The organism is Plantibacter sp. (assembly GCF_059073635.1).
The window spans coordinates 297,642-313,369 of the sequence record NZ_JCACOF010000007.1 but is presented as its reverse complement, the minus strand read 5'-3'; the positions used below and the strand labels follow the sequence as shown (position 1 = coordinate 313,369).

The window sequence follows — 15,728 nt, the reverse complement described above, 5'->3', positions numbered from 1 at the left end:
CCATGACCCCATCGCCCACCGGCCACCGCTGTCAATCGGCTGCGGACGACGCGTCACGCGGCATCCTCTCGCGCCGGACGCGTCATGATTGACCCATGACGAGCACGGAGCCCCGGTCAGACCGACACCCCGAACGGACCGGCGGCTTCCCGCTCCCCCCGATCCGCCAACCGATCCGCCGGATCGGAGCGCGGACGTTCGACTTCTCGAAGCAGGTCGCGGTCATGGCGATCATCAACCGCACCCCGGACTCCTTCTTCGACCAGGGCGCGACGTTCTCGCTCGACCGAGCCGTCGACGCCGCCGTGACCGCCGCAGAACAGGGCGCCGACTGGGTCGACATCGGCGGAGCCAAGTTCGCCCCCGGGCCGGAGATCCCCACCGCCGAGGAACTCGACCGCGTGCTCCCCGTCGTCGAGGCGCTCGCCGCACGGAGCGACGTCGTCATCTCCGTCGACACCTTCCGCCCCGAGGTGGCGGCGGCCTGCATCGCGGCGGGCGCCTCCGTCATCAACGACACCACGGGGATCCACGACCCGGCTCTCGCGGACGTCGTCGCCGCGAGCGAGGCCACCCTCGTCATCACGCACAGTCTGGCCAGGCCGAGGCAGCCGCATCCCCGCCCCCACTACGACGACGTCGCCGGTGAGGTCGCCGCCTTCCTGACGGCCCGCGTCGACCTCGCGCTCTCGCACGGCGTCCCCGAGTCGCGGCTCATCGTGGACCCCGGGCACGACCTCAACAAGAACACCGTGCAGACGCTCGAACTCACCCGCCGGTTCGACGAGATCGCCGCGCTCGGCCTGCCGACGCTCGCCGCGGTGTCGAACAAGGACTTCATCGGCGAGTCCCTCGACCGCCCGAAGTCGGAACGTCTCGAGGGGTCCCTGGTGTCCGCTGCGGCGTGCATCCTCCTCGGCGCCCGCATCGTGCGGATGCACGCCGTGCCCGAGTCGATCGCGGCCGTGCGGATGACCGAGGCGATCCTCGGCTTCCGTGCACCGGTGGCGCCCGTCCACAACGTCTGATCCGGAACCCTCGAGGAGTCACATGAGCATCCCCAGCATCACGAGCCTGGTCCCCGCGCAGGACCGACCGCTGTCGGTCGAGGAGCTCGTGGCGGCCTACACCGTCGAGGACCGCTCCGCCACGACCGTCCGCGTGAACTTCGTGACGAGCCTTGACGGTGGAGCGACCGTCGACGGCGTCTCCGGCGGGCTCGGCGGCCCGGCCGACAAGACCGTGTTCGACATCCTGCGTCGACTCTCCGACGTCGTGCTCGTCGGTGCCGGAACCGTGCGCGACGAGGGCTACGGTGCCATGCGGCTCGACGTCGACGCCGCGGCGTGGCGCGACGACCACGACCTCCCCCTGCACCCGGTGTTCGCGATCGTGTCGGGCTCGCTCGACCTCGACCTCCGCTCGGAGGTCTTCACCCAGGCACCGGTCCGGCCGCTCGTCGTGACGACCGACCGCGCCGACCCCGCGAAGCGCGCGGCACTCGAGGCGGTCGCCGACGTGGTGGCGTGCGGCGACGAACACGTCGAACCGGCGCGTGTCGTCCAGGCACTCTCCGACCGCGGCCTGCGGCAGATCCTGTGCGAGGGTGGTCCGGCACTCTTCGGCTCGTTCATCGCTGCCGACGCCGTCGACGAACTCTGTCTGACGATCAGTCCGTCGCTCGTCGGCGGGGAGAGTGTCCGGGTCTCCGCGGGTCCCGCGTCCGAAGCACCGCGACCGATGCGGTTGCAGCACCTCCTGCGCTCGGACGAGCTGCTGATCTCGCGGTACGTACGCGCCTGAGCCGTCGGCTCCCCTCTCATCGGACTTCCATCCCTCGATCGTCTGATATCCCAGAAGATCAGCACTGCTACGCTGGCGGCCTCCCCCATCCGATGATTTCTTGGGATGCTGCATGCGCGTTTCGACCAGCCCACTCCGTCCGATCCTGACCACGACACTCGTGCTGGCGGTCGGTTGGACCCTCTCGATGATCCAACCGGCGCCGGCAGGAGCGACGGCCTCCGAGCCACCGACTGACGCAGCAGGCACTCCACGCGGTGAGGTCTTCCACGAGGACTTCGAACGCGCACCCGACACCGGTACGCCCATGTCGGTCCGCGACTACCTGGGCCGTTCGGACCTCCGGTTCGACGCCGACGACTTCTGGACGGACCGAGCGGCGTGCAACGGCTTCATCCTGTCCGCCTCGATGACGGGCGCCGAGCCCGGTGACTGCCTGGACGCCGCGAGCGCCGTGGCGAACGTCCGTGCCCTCGCCGGAGTGCTGGGCGTCCTCAACGGCACCGATCCGGGGACCAACTCCGCCGTTGCGGCCTACACCCAGACGAACGGTCCCGACGGCGCGGTCGAACTGGAGACGACCACGCCGATCCCACTGGCGACCGGCACCGGCCGCTTCCTGACCGCCTCCGTGAACGTCGCGTCCCTGAACTGCTTCGCAGCGGTGCCGACCGCACTGCAGCTGGCGCTGCGGACCCCCGACGGCGTCGAACACCCGGTGTCCGAGCAGGCGATCGACCCGTGCACGGACGACCGCGCCGAATCGCTCAGCCACGGCGGCGTCTCCGCTCGTGCCGGGCACTTCGCCGGCGATGCCTCGATGCTGGTGGACGCGGCGGCGATCGGTGTCGTGATGCGCAACGATCACGGCGGCGGATCGGGCAACGACCACGCCTTCGACGATCTGAGCATCATCGACGTGACCCCGACCCTCGATGTCGAGCTGTCGCAGGACACCGCCTTCGTCGGGGACACGATGCGTCTCCGCTTCGTCGTGCGCAACACCCCGGAACTCGCCGCGAAGGCCGGTTGGTCCGTGCAGACGGCCTTGCCCGGTGGACTCGCGGTCGCCACCGATCCGCGAGTGACCGCGAGCTGCTCGGCGGAGGTGACCGCTCCGGCGTCCGGGGCCGACATCGCGTTCACCGGCGACCTCGCGGCGGGCGAGGAGTCCTGCACGATCGAGGTCGACGCCACACCGGTCGCTCGCGGCGCGCTGACCGTCACCGTGGCGGGAGACGCCGTCCGTGGGCTCGACCTCGGCTCACAGCCCGCCCTGACCGCCATCGACCGGGTCGCGATCGAGAGCCCGGCATCGGGCGCCCTCGTCGAGTCCTCACGACCGATCTTCGCCGGAACGGGCGAGCCGGGCGCCGGCATCACCGTGCGCGACGGCGAGGGCCACACCCGGTGTGAGACCACCGTGGACCCGGCCGGCCGGTGGAGTTGCGCGAGCACCGAGGTCGTCGAGTCCGGCGAGGCGGTCGTGCGCGTGGAGCAGACCGCCGCGGGGCTCAGCAGCACGGACGAGACCACCTACCGCGTGATCGTCCCCGCGCTGGCCGTGGAGGGCACCGTCCGCCTCGAGATCCAGGGTGCCGACGGATCGTGGGTTCCGGTCGGGGGCGAGACCGTCACGACCGACCCCGGTGACCGCTTGCGTGTCATCGCGACGGTCACCAACACCGGCGAGAACGCGCTGGGCGACGTCACCCTCGCGGAGACGCCGGACACCCGCCTCACCTGCAGCAGCGAGTTCATCGAGCCTGGTGCCTCGACGGTCTGCACCAGCAGCGAGCCGCTCGTCCTGACACCGGACCGCCCTCGACGACGGCTCGTTCGTCCACGCGTTCGAGGCGGTCCTGACCGGATACTCGCGCGCATCGGACCGCGCCGACACCGGTCGCCTGCCACTCCCGGACGCACCCCGCGTCTCGACTGGGGCGCTGCACACCTCGCTCGGCATCGTGTGGAGGGTCGCACCGCTCGAACCGCAGGCGCCGTTGGTCCGGACGGGAGCCGAGGTCCCGCTCTCCACCGCACTGCTCATCAGCGGACTGCTCCTGGTGGGCGCGGTGCTCGTCGGCGCCGGCACGCGCCAGGGCCGACGCGTCCGCTCACCGCTCGGCTGAGCGGGCGTCAGGCGCCGTGGAACCGGGTCTGTGCAGCCAGCAGGCCCTCGTTCACGAGGAGCTCGACCGCATCGGCCGCGTCGGAGACCAGCAGGGGAAGCTGCTCCCGCTCGGTTCCCGCGAAGTCCTTGAGGACGAAGTCGGCGGCGTCCTGACGACCCGGCGGCCTCCCGATACCGACGCGGACGCGCAGGAACTCTGGGGTCTTCAGCGCTGAGGCGATGTCGCGGATGCCGTTGTGCCCACCGTGCCCGCCGCCCTGCTTGAGCTTGATCGAGTCGAACGGGATGTCGAGCTCGTCGTGGACGGCGATGACGTGGTCGGGGTCGACGGAGAAGAACTGGGCGAGCGCTGCGGTGGGGCCGCCGGAGAGGTTCATGTAGCTGTTGGGCTTGCCGAGGACGAGCTTCGGGCCGCCCGGCACGAGCCGCCCCTCGGCCACGCGCGCGTTGCCCTTGTGGGTCTTGAAGGTTCCGCCGATGCGCTTCGCGAGCTCGTCGAGGACCATCTGCCCGACGTTGTGCCGGTTGCGGGCATACTGCTCGCCCGGGTTCCCGAGCCCGACGATGAGCCACGTGTCTGCAGCCATGCTGCCTTCCTGATCGAACGCCTCGGCTCGACCGGTGAGACCGGCCAGAAACCGAGCGAACCTGCCGCCTGCCATGCACCGAGACTATCGGGGCGGGCGGGCGACAGGTTCGTCTGCTGGAGTGGTGACTACTCCGCGGCCTCGGCTGCGGTCTCCTCGGCGGCGGCCTCAGCGGCCTCCGTCTCCTCGTCCGCCGGAGCGGCCGGGACGGTGATCGCGACGATGAGGACGTCGGCCTCGGTGATGAGCGAAGCGCCCTTCGGGAGCTCGAGGTCGCCGGCCAGGATCTGGGCGCCCTCTTCGAGGCCCTCGACGCTGACGGTGACGCGCTCGGGGATGTGGGTCGCCTCGACCTCGAGGCTCACCGTGGTGGCGTCCTGGTTGAGGATGGTGCCGGCGGCGGACTCGCCCTCGATGGTCACGGGGATGTCGACCTGGACCTTCTCGCCCTTCTTGACCACGATGAGGTCGAGGTGCTCGATGATCTGGCGCACGGGGTCCTTCTGGACGTCCTTGACCAGCGCGAGCTGGCCCTTGCCGGCGATGTCGAGCTCGAGCACCGCGTTGGACTTGCGGAGGATGAGCAGCATCTGGTGGCCGGGCAGCGAGACGTGCACGGGCTCGGTGCCGTGGCCGTAGAGCACGGCGGGGATCTTGCCGAGGGCACGGAGCTTGCGGGCTGCGCCCTTGCCGAACGATTCGCGGAGTTCCGCGGTGACCTTCAGGTCATCGGACATGATGTTCTCCTCACGGGTCTTGCACCCGGTTGGTCGTGCCGCGACGATGCGCGGCGGAATGGATGAGTCAACTCGAACGCGTATCTGCGTGAGGAAAAGCCGGAAGCCAGACCACCGCGTCGATCACGGAAGCTGCCACGGGCCGCTTCCCTCGCCGAAGTTCAGTGGGAGAGTCTATCGCACCGCGCTGAGGCCCGCGACCGCCTCGTCCACGATCTCGTCGACGGTGGCGTCGACGTCCACCACGAAGCCCGGTTCGTCGGCGTCCAGGTCTTCGAGGAGTGCGAACTGCGAGTCGAGGAGCGACGGCGGCATGAAGTGACCGCTCCTGCCCTCCATCCGGCGTCCGAGCACCTCGCGCGAGCCGTGCAGGAGCACGAACCGCACCCCGGGCGCCTCCGCGAGGATCGCCTCCCGGTAGGCCCGTCGGAGTGCGGAGCAGGCCATCACGAGGCCCGGTGTCCGAGGCGTCGGCGAGGGCTTTGCCCACGAGGGCCAGCCAGGGCCAGCGGTCGGGGTCCTCGAGCGGCGTTCCGGCGGCCATCTTCCGCACGTTCTCGAGCGGGTGCAGGGCGTCGGCGTCGACGAAGGGCACCCCGAGCCGGTCGGCGATCAGCACTCCGGTCGTGCTCTTCCCGGACCCGGACACGCCCATGACGACGACGAGCGGTGCATTCACACGGAACCCCCTGTGGTCTCCGGCCGATGGCCGGGCGGCCGGCTCGCCCGACCCGCACAGCACGATACCGGACACCTCCGCACGGTCCGCTCGGACCTCACCTGCACGCGGGGTCATTGAGAGGTGGAGCGACACCTCCCTTTGCTACGGTTGCAGGACGGGCCGTGCCCGGATCGACGAGGGTGTCGCCGCTGTCCTGCAGCCGCCCCGTCGACTCCTGAGCACTCGGAACGCTTCCCGCATCACCCACTCTGAAGGAGAACCACATGGTGAACACCGCCGAAGCTCGCGCCAACATCGGCGTCGTCGGTCTGGCCGTCATGGGCAGCAACCTCGCACGCAACCTGGCGAGCCGCGAGGGCAACACGGTCGCCGTGTACAACCGCTCCCCCGAACGCACCGACCTGCTCGTGAGCGAGCACCCCGAGGCCGGCTTCGTCGCGTCGAAGACCATCGAGGAGTTCGCCGCGTCGCTCTCGAAGCCACGTACCGCGATCATCATGGTGCAGGCGGGTAAGGGCACCGACGCCGTCATCCAGCAGCTCACCGAGGTCTTCGAGCCCGGCGACATCATCGTCGACGGCGGCAACGCACTCTTCACCGACACCATCCGCCGCGAGAAGGCCGTCCGCGAGACCGGCATCAACTTCGTCGGCGCCGGTATCTCCGGCGGCGAGGAGGGCGCCCTCAAGGGACCGTCGATCATGCCGGGCGGCTCCGCCGAAGCGTGGGAGACCCTCGGCCCCATCCTCAAGTCGATCGCTGCGATCGCCGAAGGCGAACCCTGCGTCACCCACGTCGGCACCGACGGCGCCGGCCACTTCGTCAAGATGATCCACAACGGCATCGAGTACGCGGACATGCAGCTCATCGCCGAGGCCTACGACCTCATCCGTCGCGGCACCGGCAAGTCGCCGGCCGAGATCGCGGAGATCTTCGCCGAGTGGAACCGCGGCACGCTCGAGAGCTACCTGATCGAGATCACCGCCGAGGTCCTCAAGCAGGTCGACGCGAAGACGGGGCAGCCGCTCGTCGACGTCATCCTCGACCAGGCCGGCGCCAAGGGCACCGGCGCGTGGACCGTGCAGACGGCACTCGACCTCGGCATCCCGGTGTCGGGCATCGCGGAGGCCGTGTTCGCCCGTTCGCTGTCGTCGAAGCCGGCGCAGCGCGCAGCGGCCCGCGAGCTCGCGGGCCCGTCCGAGGAGTGGACCGTCGCCGACCCCGACCAGTTCGTCGAGGACGTGCGCCAGGCGCTCTACGCGTCGAAGATCATCGCCTACTCGCAGGGCTTCGACGAGATCGTCGCCGGTGCCGAGCAATACGGCTGGGACATCAAGAAGGGCGAGATCGCGAAGATCTGGCGCGGCGGCTGCATCATCCGTGCACAGTTCCTCAACCGCATCACCGAGGCCTACGAGGAGAACCCCGAGCTGGTCGCCCTCGTGACGGCGCCCTACTTCAGCGACGCCGTCGCTGAGGCGCAGGACAGCTGGCGCCGCGTGGTCGTCGCAGCCGCTCAGGCGGGCATCCCCTCGCCGGCGTTCTCGTCGTCGCTGTCGTACTACGACGGCCTCCGCGCCGAGCGTCTGCCCGCAGCGCTCGTCCAGGGCCAGCGCGACTTCTTCGGCGCGCACACCTACAAGCGCGTCGACCTCGACGGCACGTTCCACACCCTCTGGTCGGGCGACCGCAGCGAGGTCGAGCAGGCGGGCTCGAGCCACTAGCCCACGGCCTGCAGACGCAGAACGCCCGGTCCGAGTTCGGACCGGGCGTTCTGCGTACCAGCGGAGGGTGACGGGATTACGCGGCGCCGTCGAACATGCTCGTCACGGAGCCGTCGTCGAAGACCTCGTGGATCGCGCGGGCGATGAGCGGCGCGATCGAGAGGACGGTCAGCTTGTCGAAACGCTTGGCCTCGTCGACCGGCAGCGTGTCGGTGACGACGACGGAGTCGATGGCGTCGCTCTGCAGGAGCTCGACCGCCGGGTCGGAGAACACCGCGTGGGTGGCCGCGACGACGACGCCGATGGCGCCGGCGTTCTTGAGCGCCTCGGCCGCCTTGACGATCGTGCGTCCGGTGTCGATCAGGTCGTCGACGAGCAGGCAGACCCGGCCCTCGACCTGGCCGACGATCTCGTGGACGCTGACCTGGTTGGGGACCAGCGGGTCGCGGCGCTTGTGGATGATGGCGAGCGGCGCACCGAGCTTGTCGCTCCAGATGTCGGCCACACGGACGCGGCCCATGTCGGGCGAGACGACCGTCAGCGTCGACGCGTCGAGCTTGGCACGGAAGTGCTCGAGGAGGACCGGCATCGCGAAGAGGTGGTCGACGGGACCGTCGAAGAAGCCCTGGATCTGCGCGGCGTGGAGGTCGACCGACATGATGCGGTCGGCACCGGCGGCCTTGAAGAGGTCGGCGACGAGGCGGGCGGAGATCGGCTCGCGTCCGCGACCCTTCTTGTCCTGGCGCGCGTACGGGTAGAACGGGGCGACCACGGTGATGCGCTTGGCGCTCGCCCGCTTGGCCGCGTCGACCATGATGAGCTGCTCCATGAGCCACTCGTTGATCGGAGCGGTGTGCGACTGGATGACGAAGACGTCGGTGCCGCGGATGCTCTCGTCGTACCGGGCGTAGATCTCGCCGTTGGCGAAGGTCCTGGCATCGGTGGGGAGGAGCTCGGAGTCGAGCTCCGCCGCGATCGCCTCGGCGAGTTCCGGGTGGGCTCGTCCGGAGACGAGAACCAGCTGCTTCTTGTTGTCCGCCGTGATGCCTGACACAGACCCTGCCTTCTGCCGGAATCCTCCGGCCTCACTCACGAGTCGACGTTACCAGCCGCAGCCGTGTCGTCCGACACGGCATCCACGGTCGGTGCCGCCGAGGCAGCGCCGGCAGCCGTCGCAGCCGCCGTACCCGGGCGCTTCTGCTCGACCCAGCCCTCGACGTTGCGCTGCTGCGCGACCGTCAACGCCAGCGCCCCTGCCGGGACGTCCTTGCGGATGACGGTGCCGGCACCGGAGTAGGCGCCGTCGCCGACGCTGACCGGGGCGACGAGCGTGTTGTGCGCGCCGGTGCGGACGTGCGATCCGATGGTCGTGCGGTGCTTGTGCACACCGTCGTAGTTCGAGGTGATCGTTCCGGCACCGACGTTCGACTCGACGCCGATCTCGGTGTCGCCGATGTAGCTGAGGTGCGGGACCTTGCTGCCCTCACCGATCTGTGCGTTCTTCGTCTCCACGAAGGTGCCGATCTTGCCGCGCTCGCCGAGCACCGTGCCTGGGTCGCAGGTAGGCGAACGGCCCGACCTCGGCACCGGCACCGATGACCGACAGCGTCGCGTCCGTGCGGCGGACGCGCGCACCAGCGCCGACCTCGGTGTCGATGAGCGTGGTGTCCGGACCGATCGTCGCACCGGACTCGACGACCGTCGCGCCGAGGATCTGCGTCCCGGGAAGCAGGGTGACGTCGGCGTGCAGCCGCGCCTTGATGTCGATCCACGTCGTGGCCGGGTCCTGGACGGTCACGCCGGCGAGCTGCCAGGCGCGCACGAGGAGGGCGTTCAGTTTGGCCGCGGCGGCGCTCAGCTGGGCGCGGTCGTTGATGCCCTCGACCAGCCAGGAGTCGCTCACGGGGAGCGCAGAGACCTCGGAGCCCGCGCGTCGCAGGAGGCCGATGACGTCCGTGAGGTACTTCTCCCCCTGGGCGTTGTCGGTGGTGACCTCGGCGAGCGCGTCGCGGAGCTGGCTCACGCCGAAGAGGTAGACCCCGGCGTTGATCTCGTTGACGGCCCGCTCGGCGTCGGTGGCGTCCTTCTGCTCGACGATGTAGTCGAGTGCCCCGGCCTCGGTGCGGATGATGCGTCCGTAGCCGGTCGCGTCGTCGGGCATGGCCGAGAGGATCGTCGCCGCGACGTCGTGGTTGCGGTGGCGTTCGATGAGCGTGGTGAGCGTGGCGGCGTTCAGCAACGGGACGTCGCCGTTGACCACGAGGACGTCGCCGTCGAAGTCGTCGGGCAGCGCCAGGAGCGCCTGCTCCACCGCGCGACCGGTGCCGGGCACCTCGTCCTGGTCGACGATGGTCGCACCCGGGAGCTCCGACTCGATGGCCTCGACGAGGCGGTCGCGCTCGTGGCGGACCACGGCGATGACGTGCCCGGCGTCGAGCGAGCGGGCGGTCGCCAGCACGTGGCCGACGATCGGCACGCCGCCGAGCGGGTGCAGGAGTTTCGGCAGCGCCGACTTCATGCGGGTTCCCTGGCCAGCAGCCAGGATGATGATGGCCAGACGGTCGTCGGTCACGTGTGCTCCCCCTCGGTCCGGGCACTCGCCCGGTCGGTGATCGGTCGCTCCGCCACCAGGATTCGAACCTGGACCGAACAGCTCCAAAGGCTGCCGTGCTGCCGTTACACTATGGCGGACCACTCAGCCTGACGGCGGAGCGTGGTCAATTCTGCCATGGATGTGCCGCCTCGGAATCAGCTCGCGGCGGCCGATCGAGCCCCGACGCCCGCGTGCCTCGATAATGGTGGGATGCCAGCTAGCACCGATGAGGTCGACCGGATCGTCGACGCCTGGAACCGCGAGCGCCCGGACCTCGACTTCTCGCCCCTCCAGATCCTCTCCCGTGTCGCCCGGCTGTCACGCCACCTCGACCGGGCGCGTCGGGCGGCCTTCACCCGGTCGAACCTCGAGCCGTGGGAGTTCGACGTCCTCGCCGCACTCCGGCGCGCCGGCTCCCCCTACCGGCTGAGTCCGAAGGCCCTGCTGCTCCAGACGCTCGTCTCGAGCGGCACGATGACGAACCGCATCGACCGCCTCGTCGAGCGCGGACTCGTCGAACGCCAAGGCGACCCCAACGACGGCCGCGGCATCCTCGTGCAGATGACGAACGCGGGACTCAACACGGTCGACGCGGCCATCACGCGCCTCGTCGACGCCGAGGCGGACCTGCTCGACGGCCTGAGCTCGACCGAACAGGCCAGGTTGACCGTCCTGCTGCGGAAGCTCAGCCTCGACTTCGACTAGCGGAGCACGCTCGGTCACTGAGCCTGTCGAAGTGCGCCCTTCGACAAGCTCAGGGACCGGGTGGGGTGGCTCAGGGACCGGGTGGGGTGGCTCAGGGACCGGACCGGGGGGCTCAGGGACCGGTCAGCGGCGGAGGATCTTCCGGGCCAGCCAGTTGCCGAAGAACTGGATGAGCTGCACGAGCAGGATGATGATGATCACCGCGGCCCACGTGACGACCGGCTCGAACTGCCGGAAGCCGTACTGGATCGCGAAGGCACCGAGCCCACCGCCGCCGATGAAGCCCGCGACCGCCGACATGTCGACGATGACCACGAACACGAAGGTGTAGCCGAGGATCAGCGGACCGAGCGCCTCCGGGAGGACGATGCTCAGCAACGTCCGGAGCCGGCTCGCACCCGCGGCACGCGAGGCCTCGATGACGCCGGGCGACACCGTCAGCAGGTTCTGCTCGACGATCCGGCTGATGCCGAAGGTCGCCGCCAGGGAGATGATGAAGATGAACGCGTTCGCACCGATGCCGGTGCCGATCACGAGTCGTGAGAGCGGCTGGGCGGCGGCCAGGAAGATGATGAACGGGATCGGCCGGAAGATGTTCACGATCACGTTGAGTACGCCGTAGAGCACCGGGTGCGAGTACAGGTTGCCGGGCCGCGTCACGTAGAGGCCGGTGCCGACGACGAGTCCAGCGATCCCACCGAAGAGCAGGCTGAAGGAGACGAGGTAGAGGGTCTCGACGGTCGCGTCGCCGAGCTTCGGGAGCAGATCGATCAGTGCATCCATGTCAGCGCACCTCCGTCACGGTTGCCTGGGATCCGATGGCGGTCAGCGCCCCGTCGATCGTCTGGTCGTCGCCGCGGAGGGCGAGGGTCAGGTGGCCGAACGCGCGACCCTGGATGTCGTTGATCCCGCCGTAGACGAGCTCGAAGTCGACGCCCGCCTGCGCGAGCGTGAGGAAGACGCCCGCCTGCGACGCGTCGCCGTCGCGGAAGGACAGGGTGACGATGCGCCCGACGTGTCGTTCCTTGAGCACCGCCAGCTCGGCCGGCGACGGGACGCCCTTGATGACCGTCGACACGAAGCGCTTGGACGCGGCGTGCTGCGGGTCGGAGAACACCTCGAAGACGTCGCCCTGCTCGATGACCTTGCCACGCTCCATGACGGCGACCTTCGTCGCGAGCGACTGGATCACCTCCATCTCGTGGGTGATCACGACGATGGTCACGCCGAGGTCGCGGTTCACCTGCTTGAGCAGCGCCAGGACCTCCTGCGTGGTCTCGGGGTCGAGGGCGCTCGTCGCCTCGTCCGCGAGCAGGATCCGGGGCGAGGTCGCGAGCGCGCGAGCGATGCCGACGCGCTGCTTCTGGCCGCCGGAGAGCTGGTCGGGGTAGTTGTCGGCCTTGTCGGACAGCCCGACGAACTTCAGCAGCTCGTCGACCCGGGTGCGGATCTCCGCGCGGGGACGTCCGGCGACCTCGAGCGGGTACGCGATGTTCTTCCGCACCGACTTGGAGTTGAAGAGGTTGAACTGCTGGAAGATCATCCCGATGCCGAGGCGGAGGTCGCGGAGACCGCGCTCCGAGAGCGTCGTCACCTCGGTGCCGTCGACGACGATGCTCCCCGACGTCGCGGGCTCGAGCGCGTTGATGAGGCGGACGAGCGTCGACTTGCCGGCTCCCGAGTAGCCGATGATCCCGAAGACGTCACCGGCCTCGATGTCGAGGTCGACGCCGTCGATCGCGGCGATCGGCGCGGCGCCCTTCTGCGGAGACGGGTACCGCTTCGCGACGTCTCGGAGGCTGACGAGTGGCATGGGGGTGTCCTCGGTGTGTCGGGTGATCAGGAGGCGGTGAAACGACGAAGCGTTCCTGTGGGAGCGGATGACAGCCTCCCACAGGAACGCTCTGAACGTCGGATCAGCCCTTGGCCTTGATGTCCTTCTGGACGGTCTCGAGCGACTTCACGAGGTCCTTGACCGGGGTCTTCAGCGGAACCGCGGTTCCACCGGAGTTCTCCACGACGCCGTCGACGACGGACTTCGTGTCCTGGTAGATCTTCACGAGCTTCGCGTACGTCTCGTTGTCGGCGTCGGCGGCCTTCGCGGCGAAGATGTTGACGTACGGCAGCGCGTTCGGGTCGGACGGGTCGTCCTCGGCGATCGCGTCGGACGCCTTCAGACCGGAGTCGTTGATGAAGTCGTTGTTGATGATCGCGCCGGTGACGTCAGGCAGCGAGGTCGGCGTCAGCGAGGCCTCGAGCGAGGTGACGGTGACCTTCGACTTGTCGGCGATGATGTCGTCCGGCGTCGAGAAGATGTTGCCGCCGTCCTTCAGCTCCAGCAGGCCTGCGGACTGCAGGACGAGGAGCGCACGAGCCTGGTTGCTCTCGTCGTTCGGGATGGCGATCGTGTCGCCCTTCTTGATGTCCTTGACGCTGTCGACCTTGGTCGAGTAGAGGCCGAGGGGGTAGATCGCCGTCGAACCGATCGGCGTGAGGTCCTCACCGGACGCCTCGTTGTACTGCGCGAGGTAGACGATGTGCTGGAACTGGTTGAGGTCGATCTCGCCCTCGGTCAGTGCCGGGTTCGGCTGGGTGTACTCGCCGAAGTCGACGATGTCGACGTAGATGCCGTCCTTCTCGGCGGCCTCCTTGTACGTCTCCCAGTAGGGGTCGCTCGCGCCGACGACGCCGATCTTGACGGGGTTCGCCTCGGTGCCCTTGTCTTCAGCGGCGGCGCCTGCGCCTGAGCCGCCGGCGCATCCGGCGAGGAGCGCGATGGCGGGGATGATGGCCAGTCCGGCCAGAAGCTTCTTCGAGAAGGTCATTGCTGTGATTCCTCTTTCGGGTGGTGCGCGCCGGTGGACGCTGATTCGACGGTACGTCGGCCTAGCAGGGATGACGAACCGGTGCGTAACACTTCGGAACAGAGCGACGATCGAGGTGATCCGGCCGCCGCGAGTGGACTACTCGACGAGCTCGGAGAGCTCCAGCCAGCGGACCTCGAGGTCGGCGATCTCGCCGTACATGGCCTGGATCTTGGCGCCGAGCGCGGTGATCCCGGCGAAGTCGCTCTGGTCGTGGACCGCGACCTTCTCGTGGGCCTGCTCGATCTGACCGTTGAGCTTGTGGAGCTTGCGGTCGATCGCCTTGATCTCCTGCTGCGCGTTCCGGAGCTCCGCACCGCTCAGCTTCGGCGTCTTCTTGGTCGGGCCACCGCCGGAGGCCGTCGGGCGGTCGTGCTCCTGGGAGCGGCTGCCGGCCGTCCCGGCGTTGAGCTCGAGGTACTGGTCGATGCCGCCGGGCAGGTGCCGGAAGTGGCCGTCCATGATCGCGTACTGCTGGTCGGTCACCCGCTCGAGGAAGTACCGGTCGTGCGAGACGACGAGCAGGGTGCCCGGCCACGAGTCGAGGAGGTCCTCCATGGCGGCGAGCATGTCGGTGTCGAGGTCGTTGGTCGGTTCGTCGAGCACGAGGACGTTCGGCTCGTCGAGCAGGATGAGCAGGAGCTGCAGGCGGCGGCGCTGGCCACCCGAGAGGTCCTTCACCGGCGTCGACAGCTGCGCACTCGTGAAGCCGAGGCGTTCGAGCAGTTGCCCCGGGGTCATCTCCTTGCCGCCGGCCACGTAGCTCGTGCGCTTGCGCCCGATGACGTCGCTCACGCGGTCCTGCTCGTACTCGGCGAGCTCGTCGAGCTGCTGCGTGAGTGTCGCGACCTGCACGGTCTTGCCGCGCTTGACGCGACCCTCGGTCGCTTCGACCTCGCCCGTGACGAGCCCGAGGAGGGTGGACTTGCCGGCGCCGTTCACGCCGAGGATGCCGGTGCGCTCGCCCGGGGCGATGCGCCACTCGACGTCCTTGATGACCGTCCGGTCGCCGTAGGACACGGTGACGTCGAGGATGTCGACGACGTCCTTGCCCAGGCGGGCGGTCGCCATGCCGGCCAGCTCGACCGTGTTGCGCACGGGCGGCTCGTCGGCGATGAGCGCGTTGGCGGCCTCGATGCGGAACTTCGGCTTGGCCGTGCGGGCGGGAGCGCCACGGCGCAGCCAGGCGAGCTCCTTCTTCATGAGGTTCTGGCGCTTGGCCTCGGACACCGCGGCGGAGCGGTCGCGCTCGACGCGCTGCAGGACGTACGCCGCGTACCCACCCTCGAAGGGCTCGACGATGCGGTCGTGCACCTCCCACGTGGCCGTGCAGATGGCGTCGAGGAACCACCGGTCGTGGGTCACGACGAGCAGGCCGCCGGAGTTCTTCGACCAGCGGCGGTTGAGGTGCTGCGCGAGCCAGGTGATGCCTTCGACGTCGAGGTGGTTCGTCGGCTCGTCGAGGAAGAGGATGTCGTGGTCGCCCACGAGCAGGGCCGCGAGCGCGACCCGGCGGCGCTGACCACCGCTGAGGTCGGCGACGAGGGCGTCCCAGGCGATGTCGGAGGCGAGGCCGGAGATGACGTCGCGGACCTTCGGGTCGCCCGCCCACTCGTGCTCGTCGAAGCCGCCGACGATGGTCTGTCCGACGGTCTTGTCGTGGTCGAGGGTGTCGGACTGGTCGAGCACGCCGACCGTGACGCCGTTGCGCACCGTCACGCGTCCGGAGTCGGGCTCCTTGCGGCCGGCGAGGAGGCCGAGGAGCGTGGACTTGCCGTCGCCGTTGCGGCCGACGATGCCGATGCGGTCGCCCTCGTTCACCCCGATCGTGATGCCGTCGAAGACGACCTTGGTCGGGTACTCGAGGTGGAGCGCTTCAGCGCCGAGAAGGTGTGCCAT

Annotated in this window: 12 protein-coding genes, 1 tRNA gene and 3 pseudogenes; 5 read left to right on the top strand and 11 right to left on the bottom strand. The window is 69.3% G+C overall.

What is annotated here, in order from left to right:
- The first annotated feature begins 95 nt into the window (after positions 1-95).
- From folP to AC5JOC_RS06735, 3 genes and pseudogenes are all read left to right on the top strand, one after another.
- On the top strand, positions 96-1,028 hold the full coding sequence (gene folP, locus AC5JOC_RS06745; RefSeq protein ID WP_494245857.1) for a dihydropteroate synthase: 933 nt from the start codon (positions 96-98) through the stop codon (positions 1,026-1,028).
- 22 nt (positions 1,029-1,050) lie between these two features.
- Positions 1,051-1,803: a pyrimidine reductase family protein gene (locus AC5JOC_RS06740; RefSeq protein WP_192005281.1), complete on the top strand. Its 753-nt coding sequence runs from the start codon at positions 1,051-1,053 to the stop codon at positions 1,801-1,803.
- A gap of 112 nt (positions 1,804-1,915) precedes the next feature.
- Positions 1,916-3,061, top strand: a pseudogene (locus tag AC5JOC_RS06735) (DUF7933 domain-containing protein); the annotation flags it as partial.
- A gap of 881 nt (positions 3,062-3,942) precedes the next feature.
- Here AC5JOC_RS06735 and pth read toward each other — a convergent pair.
- From pth to AC5JOC_RS06715, 4 genes and pseudogenes are all read right to left on the bottom strand, one after another.
- On the bottom strand, positions 3,943-4,524 hold the full coding sequence (pth, locus tag AC5JOC_RS06730) for an aminoacyl-tRNA hydrolase (protein ID WP_159878155.1): 582 nt from the start codon (positions 4,522-4,524) through the stop codon (positions 3,943-3,945).
- A gap of 128 nt (positions 4,525-4,652) precedes the next feature.
- A complete protein-coding gene (locus AC5JOC_RS06725) occupies positions 4,653-5,261 on the bottom strand; it encodes a 50S ribosomal protein L25/general stress protein Ctc (RefSeq protein WP_079705465.1) in 609 nt (202 codons plus the stop codon).
- 174 nt (positions 5,262-5,435) lie between these two features.
- Positions 5,436-5,708: a gluconokinase gene (locus AC5JOC_RS06720; protein WP_494245936.1), complete on the bottom strand. Its 273-nt coding sequence runs from the start codon at positions 5,706-5,708 to the stop codon at positions 5,436-5,438.
- Positions 5,709-5,844: 136 nt separating this feature from the next.
- Positions 5,845-5,916: pseudogene (locus AC5JOC_RS06715) on the bottom strand (gluconate kinase); the annotation flags it as partial.
- A gap of 290 nt (positions 5,917-6,206) precedes the next feature.
- Between AC5JOC_RS06715 and gnd the strand changes: the two are divergent.
- Entirely contained in the window at positions 6,207-7,667 is a 1,461-nt protein-coding gene (gnd, locus tag AC5JOC_RS06710; RefSeq protein WP_079001993.1) for an NADP-dependent phosphogluconate dehydrogenase, read from the top strand.
- 76 nt (positions 7,668-7,743) lie between these two features.
- On the opposite strand, the gene AC5JOC_RS06705 is transcribed toward gnd, so the two are convergent.
- The 3 genes and pseudogenes from AC5JOC_RS06705 to AC5JOC_RS06695 form a co-directional block, all read right to left on the bottom strand.
- Positions 7,744-8,721 carry a ribose-phosphate diphosphokinase gene (locus tag AC5JOC_RS06705; RefSeq protein ID WP_079705464.1) on the bottom strand — a complete coding sequence of 326 codons (978 nt, stop codon included), beginning with the start codon at positions 8,719-8,721 and terminating at the stop codon, positions 7,744-7,746.
- 35 nt (positions 8,722-8,756) lie between these two features.
- A pseudogene (gene glmU / locus AC5JOC_RS06700) lies at positions 8,757-10,239 on the bottom strand (bifunctional UDP-N-acetylglucosamine diphosphorylase/glucosamine-1-phosphate N-acetyltransferase GlmU).
- 47 nt (positions 10,240-10,286) lie between these two features.
- Positions 10,287-10,358: transfer RNA gene (locus AC5JOC_RS06695), tRNA-Gln, on the bottom strand.
- Between the two features lie 112 nt (positions 10,359-10,470).
- On the opposite strand from AC5JOC_RS06695, the gene AC5JOC_RS06690 reads away from it, so the two are divergent.
- Positions 10,471-10,965: a MarR family winged helix-turn-helix transcriptional regulator gene (locus tag AC5JOC_RS06690; RefSeq protein ID WP_064296482.1), complete on the top strand. Its 495-nt coding sequence runs from the start codon at positions 10,471-10,473 to the stop codon at positions 10,963-10,965.
- 123 nt (positions 10,966-11,088) lie between these two features.
- Here the strand turns inward: AC5JOC_RS06690 and AC5JOC_RS06685 are convergent, their stop codons facing one another.
- The 4 genes from AC5JOC_RS06685 to AC5JOC_RS06670 all read right to left on the bottom strand — a co-directional run bounded on the left by AC5JOC_RS06685 (position 11,089) and on the right by AC5JOC_RS06670 (position 15,728).
- Entirely contained in the window at positions 11,089-11,748 is a 660-nt protein-coding gene (locus tag AC5JOC_RS06685; protein WP_064296483.1) for a methionine ABC transporter permease, read from the bottom strand.
- Between the two features lies 1 nt (position 11,749).
- Complete coding sequence (locus AC5JOC_RS06680; protein ID WP_079705461.1) at positions 11,750-12,778, bottom strand: methionine ABC transporter ATP-binding protein; 1,029 nt, start codon at positions 12,776-12,778, stop codon at positions 11,750-11,752.
- Between the two features lie 103 nt (positions 12,779-12,881).
- A complete protein-coding gene (locus AC5JOC_RS06675) occupies positions 12,882-13,790 on the bottom strand; it encodes a MetQ/NlpA family ABC transporter substrate-binding protein (protein ID WP_494245852.1) in 909 nt (302 codons plus the stop codon).
- Positions 13,791-13,928: 138 nt separating this feature from the next.
- Positions 13,929-15,728 (bottom strand): ABC-F family ATP-binding cassette domain-containing protein, encoded by a 1,800-nt coding sequence (locus AC5JOC_RS06670; protein ID WP_137242013.1) that lies wholly within the window; start codon positions 15,726-15,728, stop codon positions 13,929-13,931.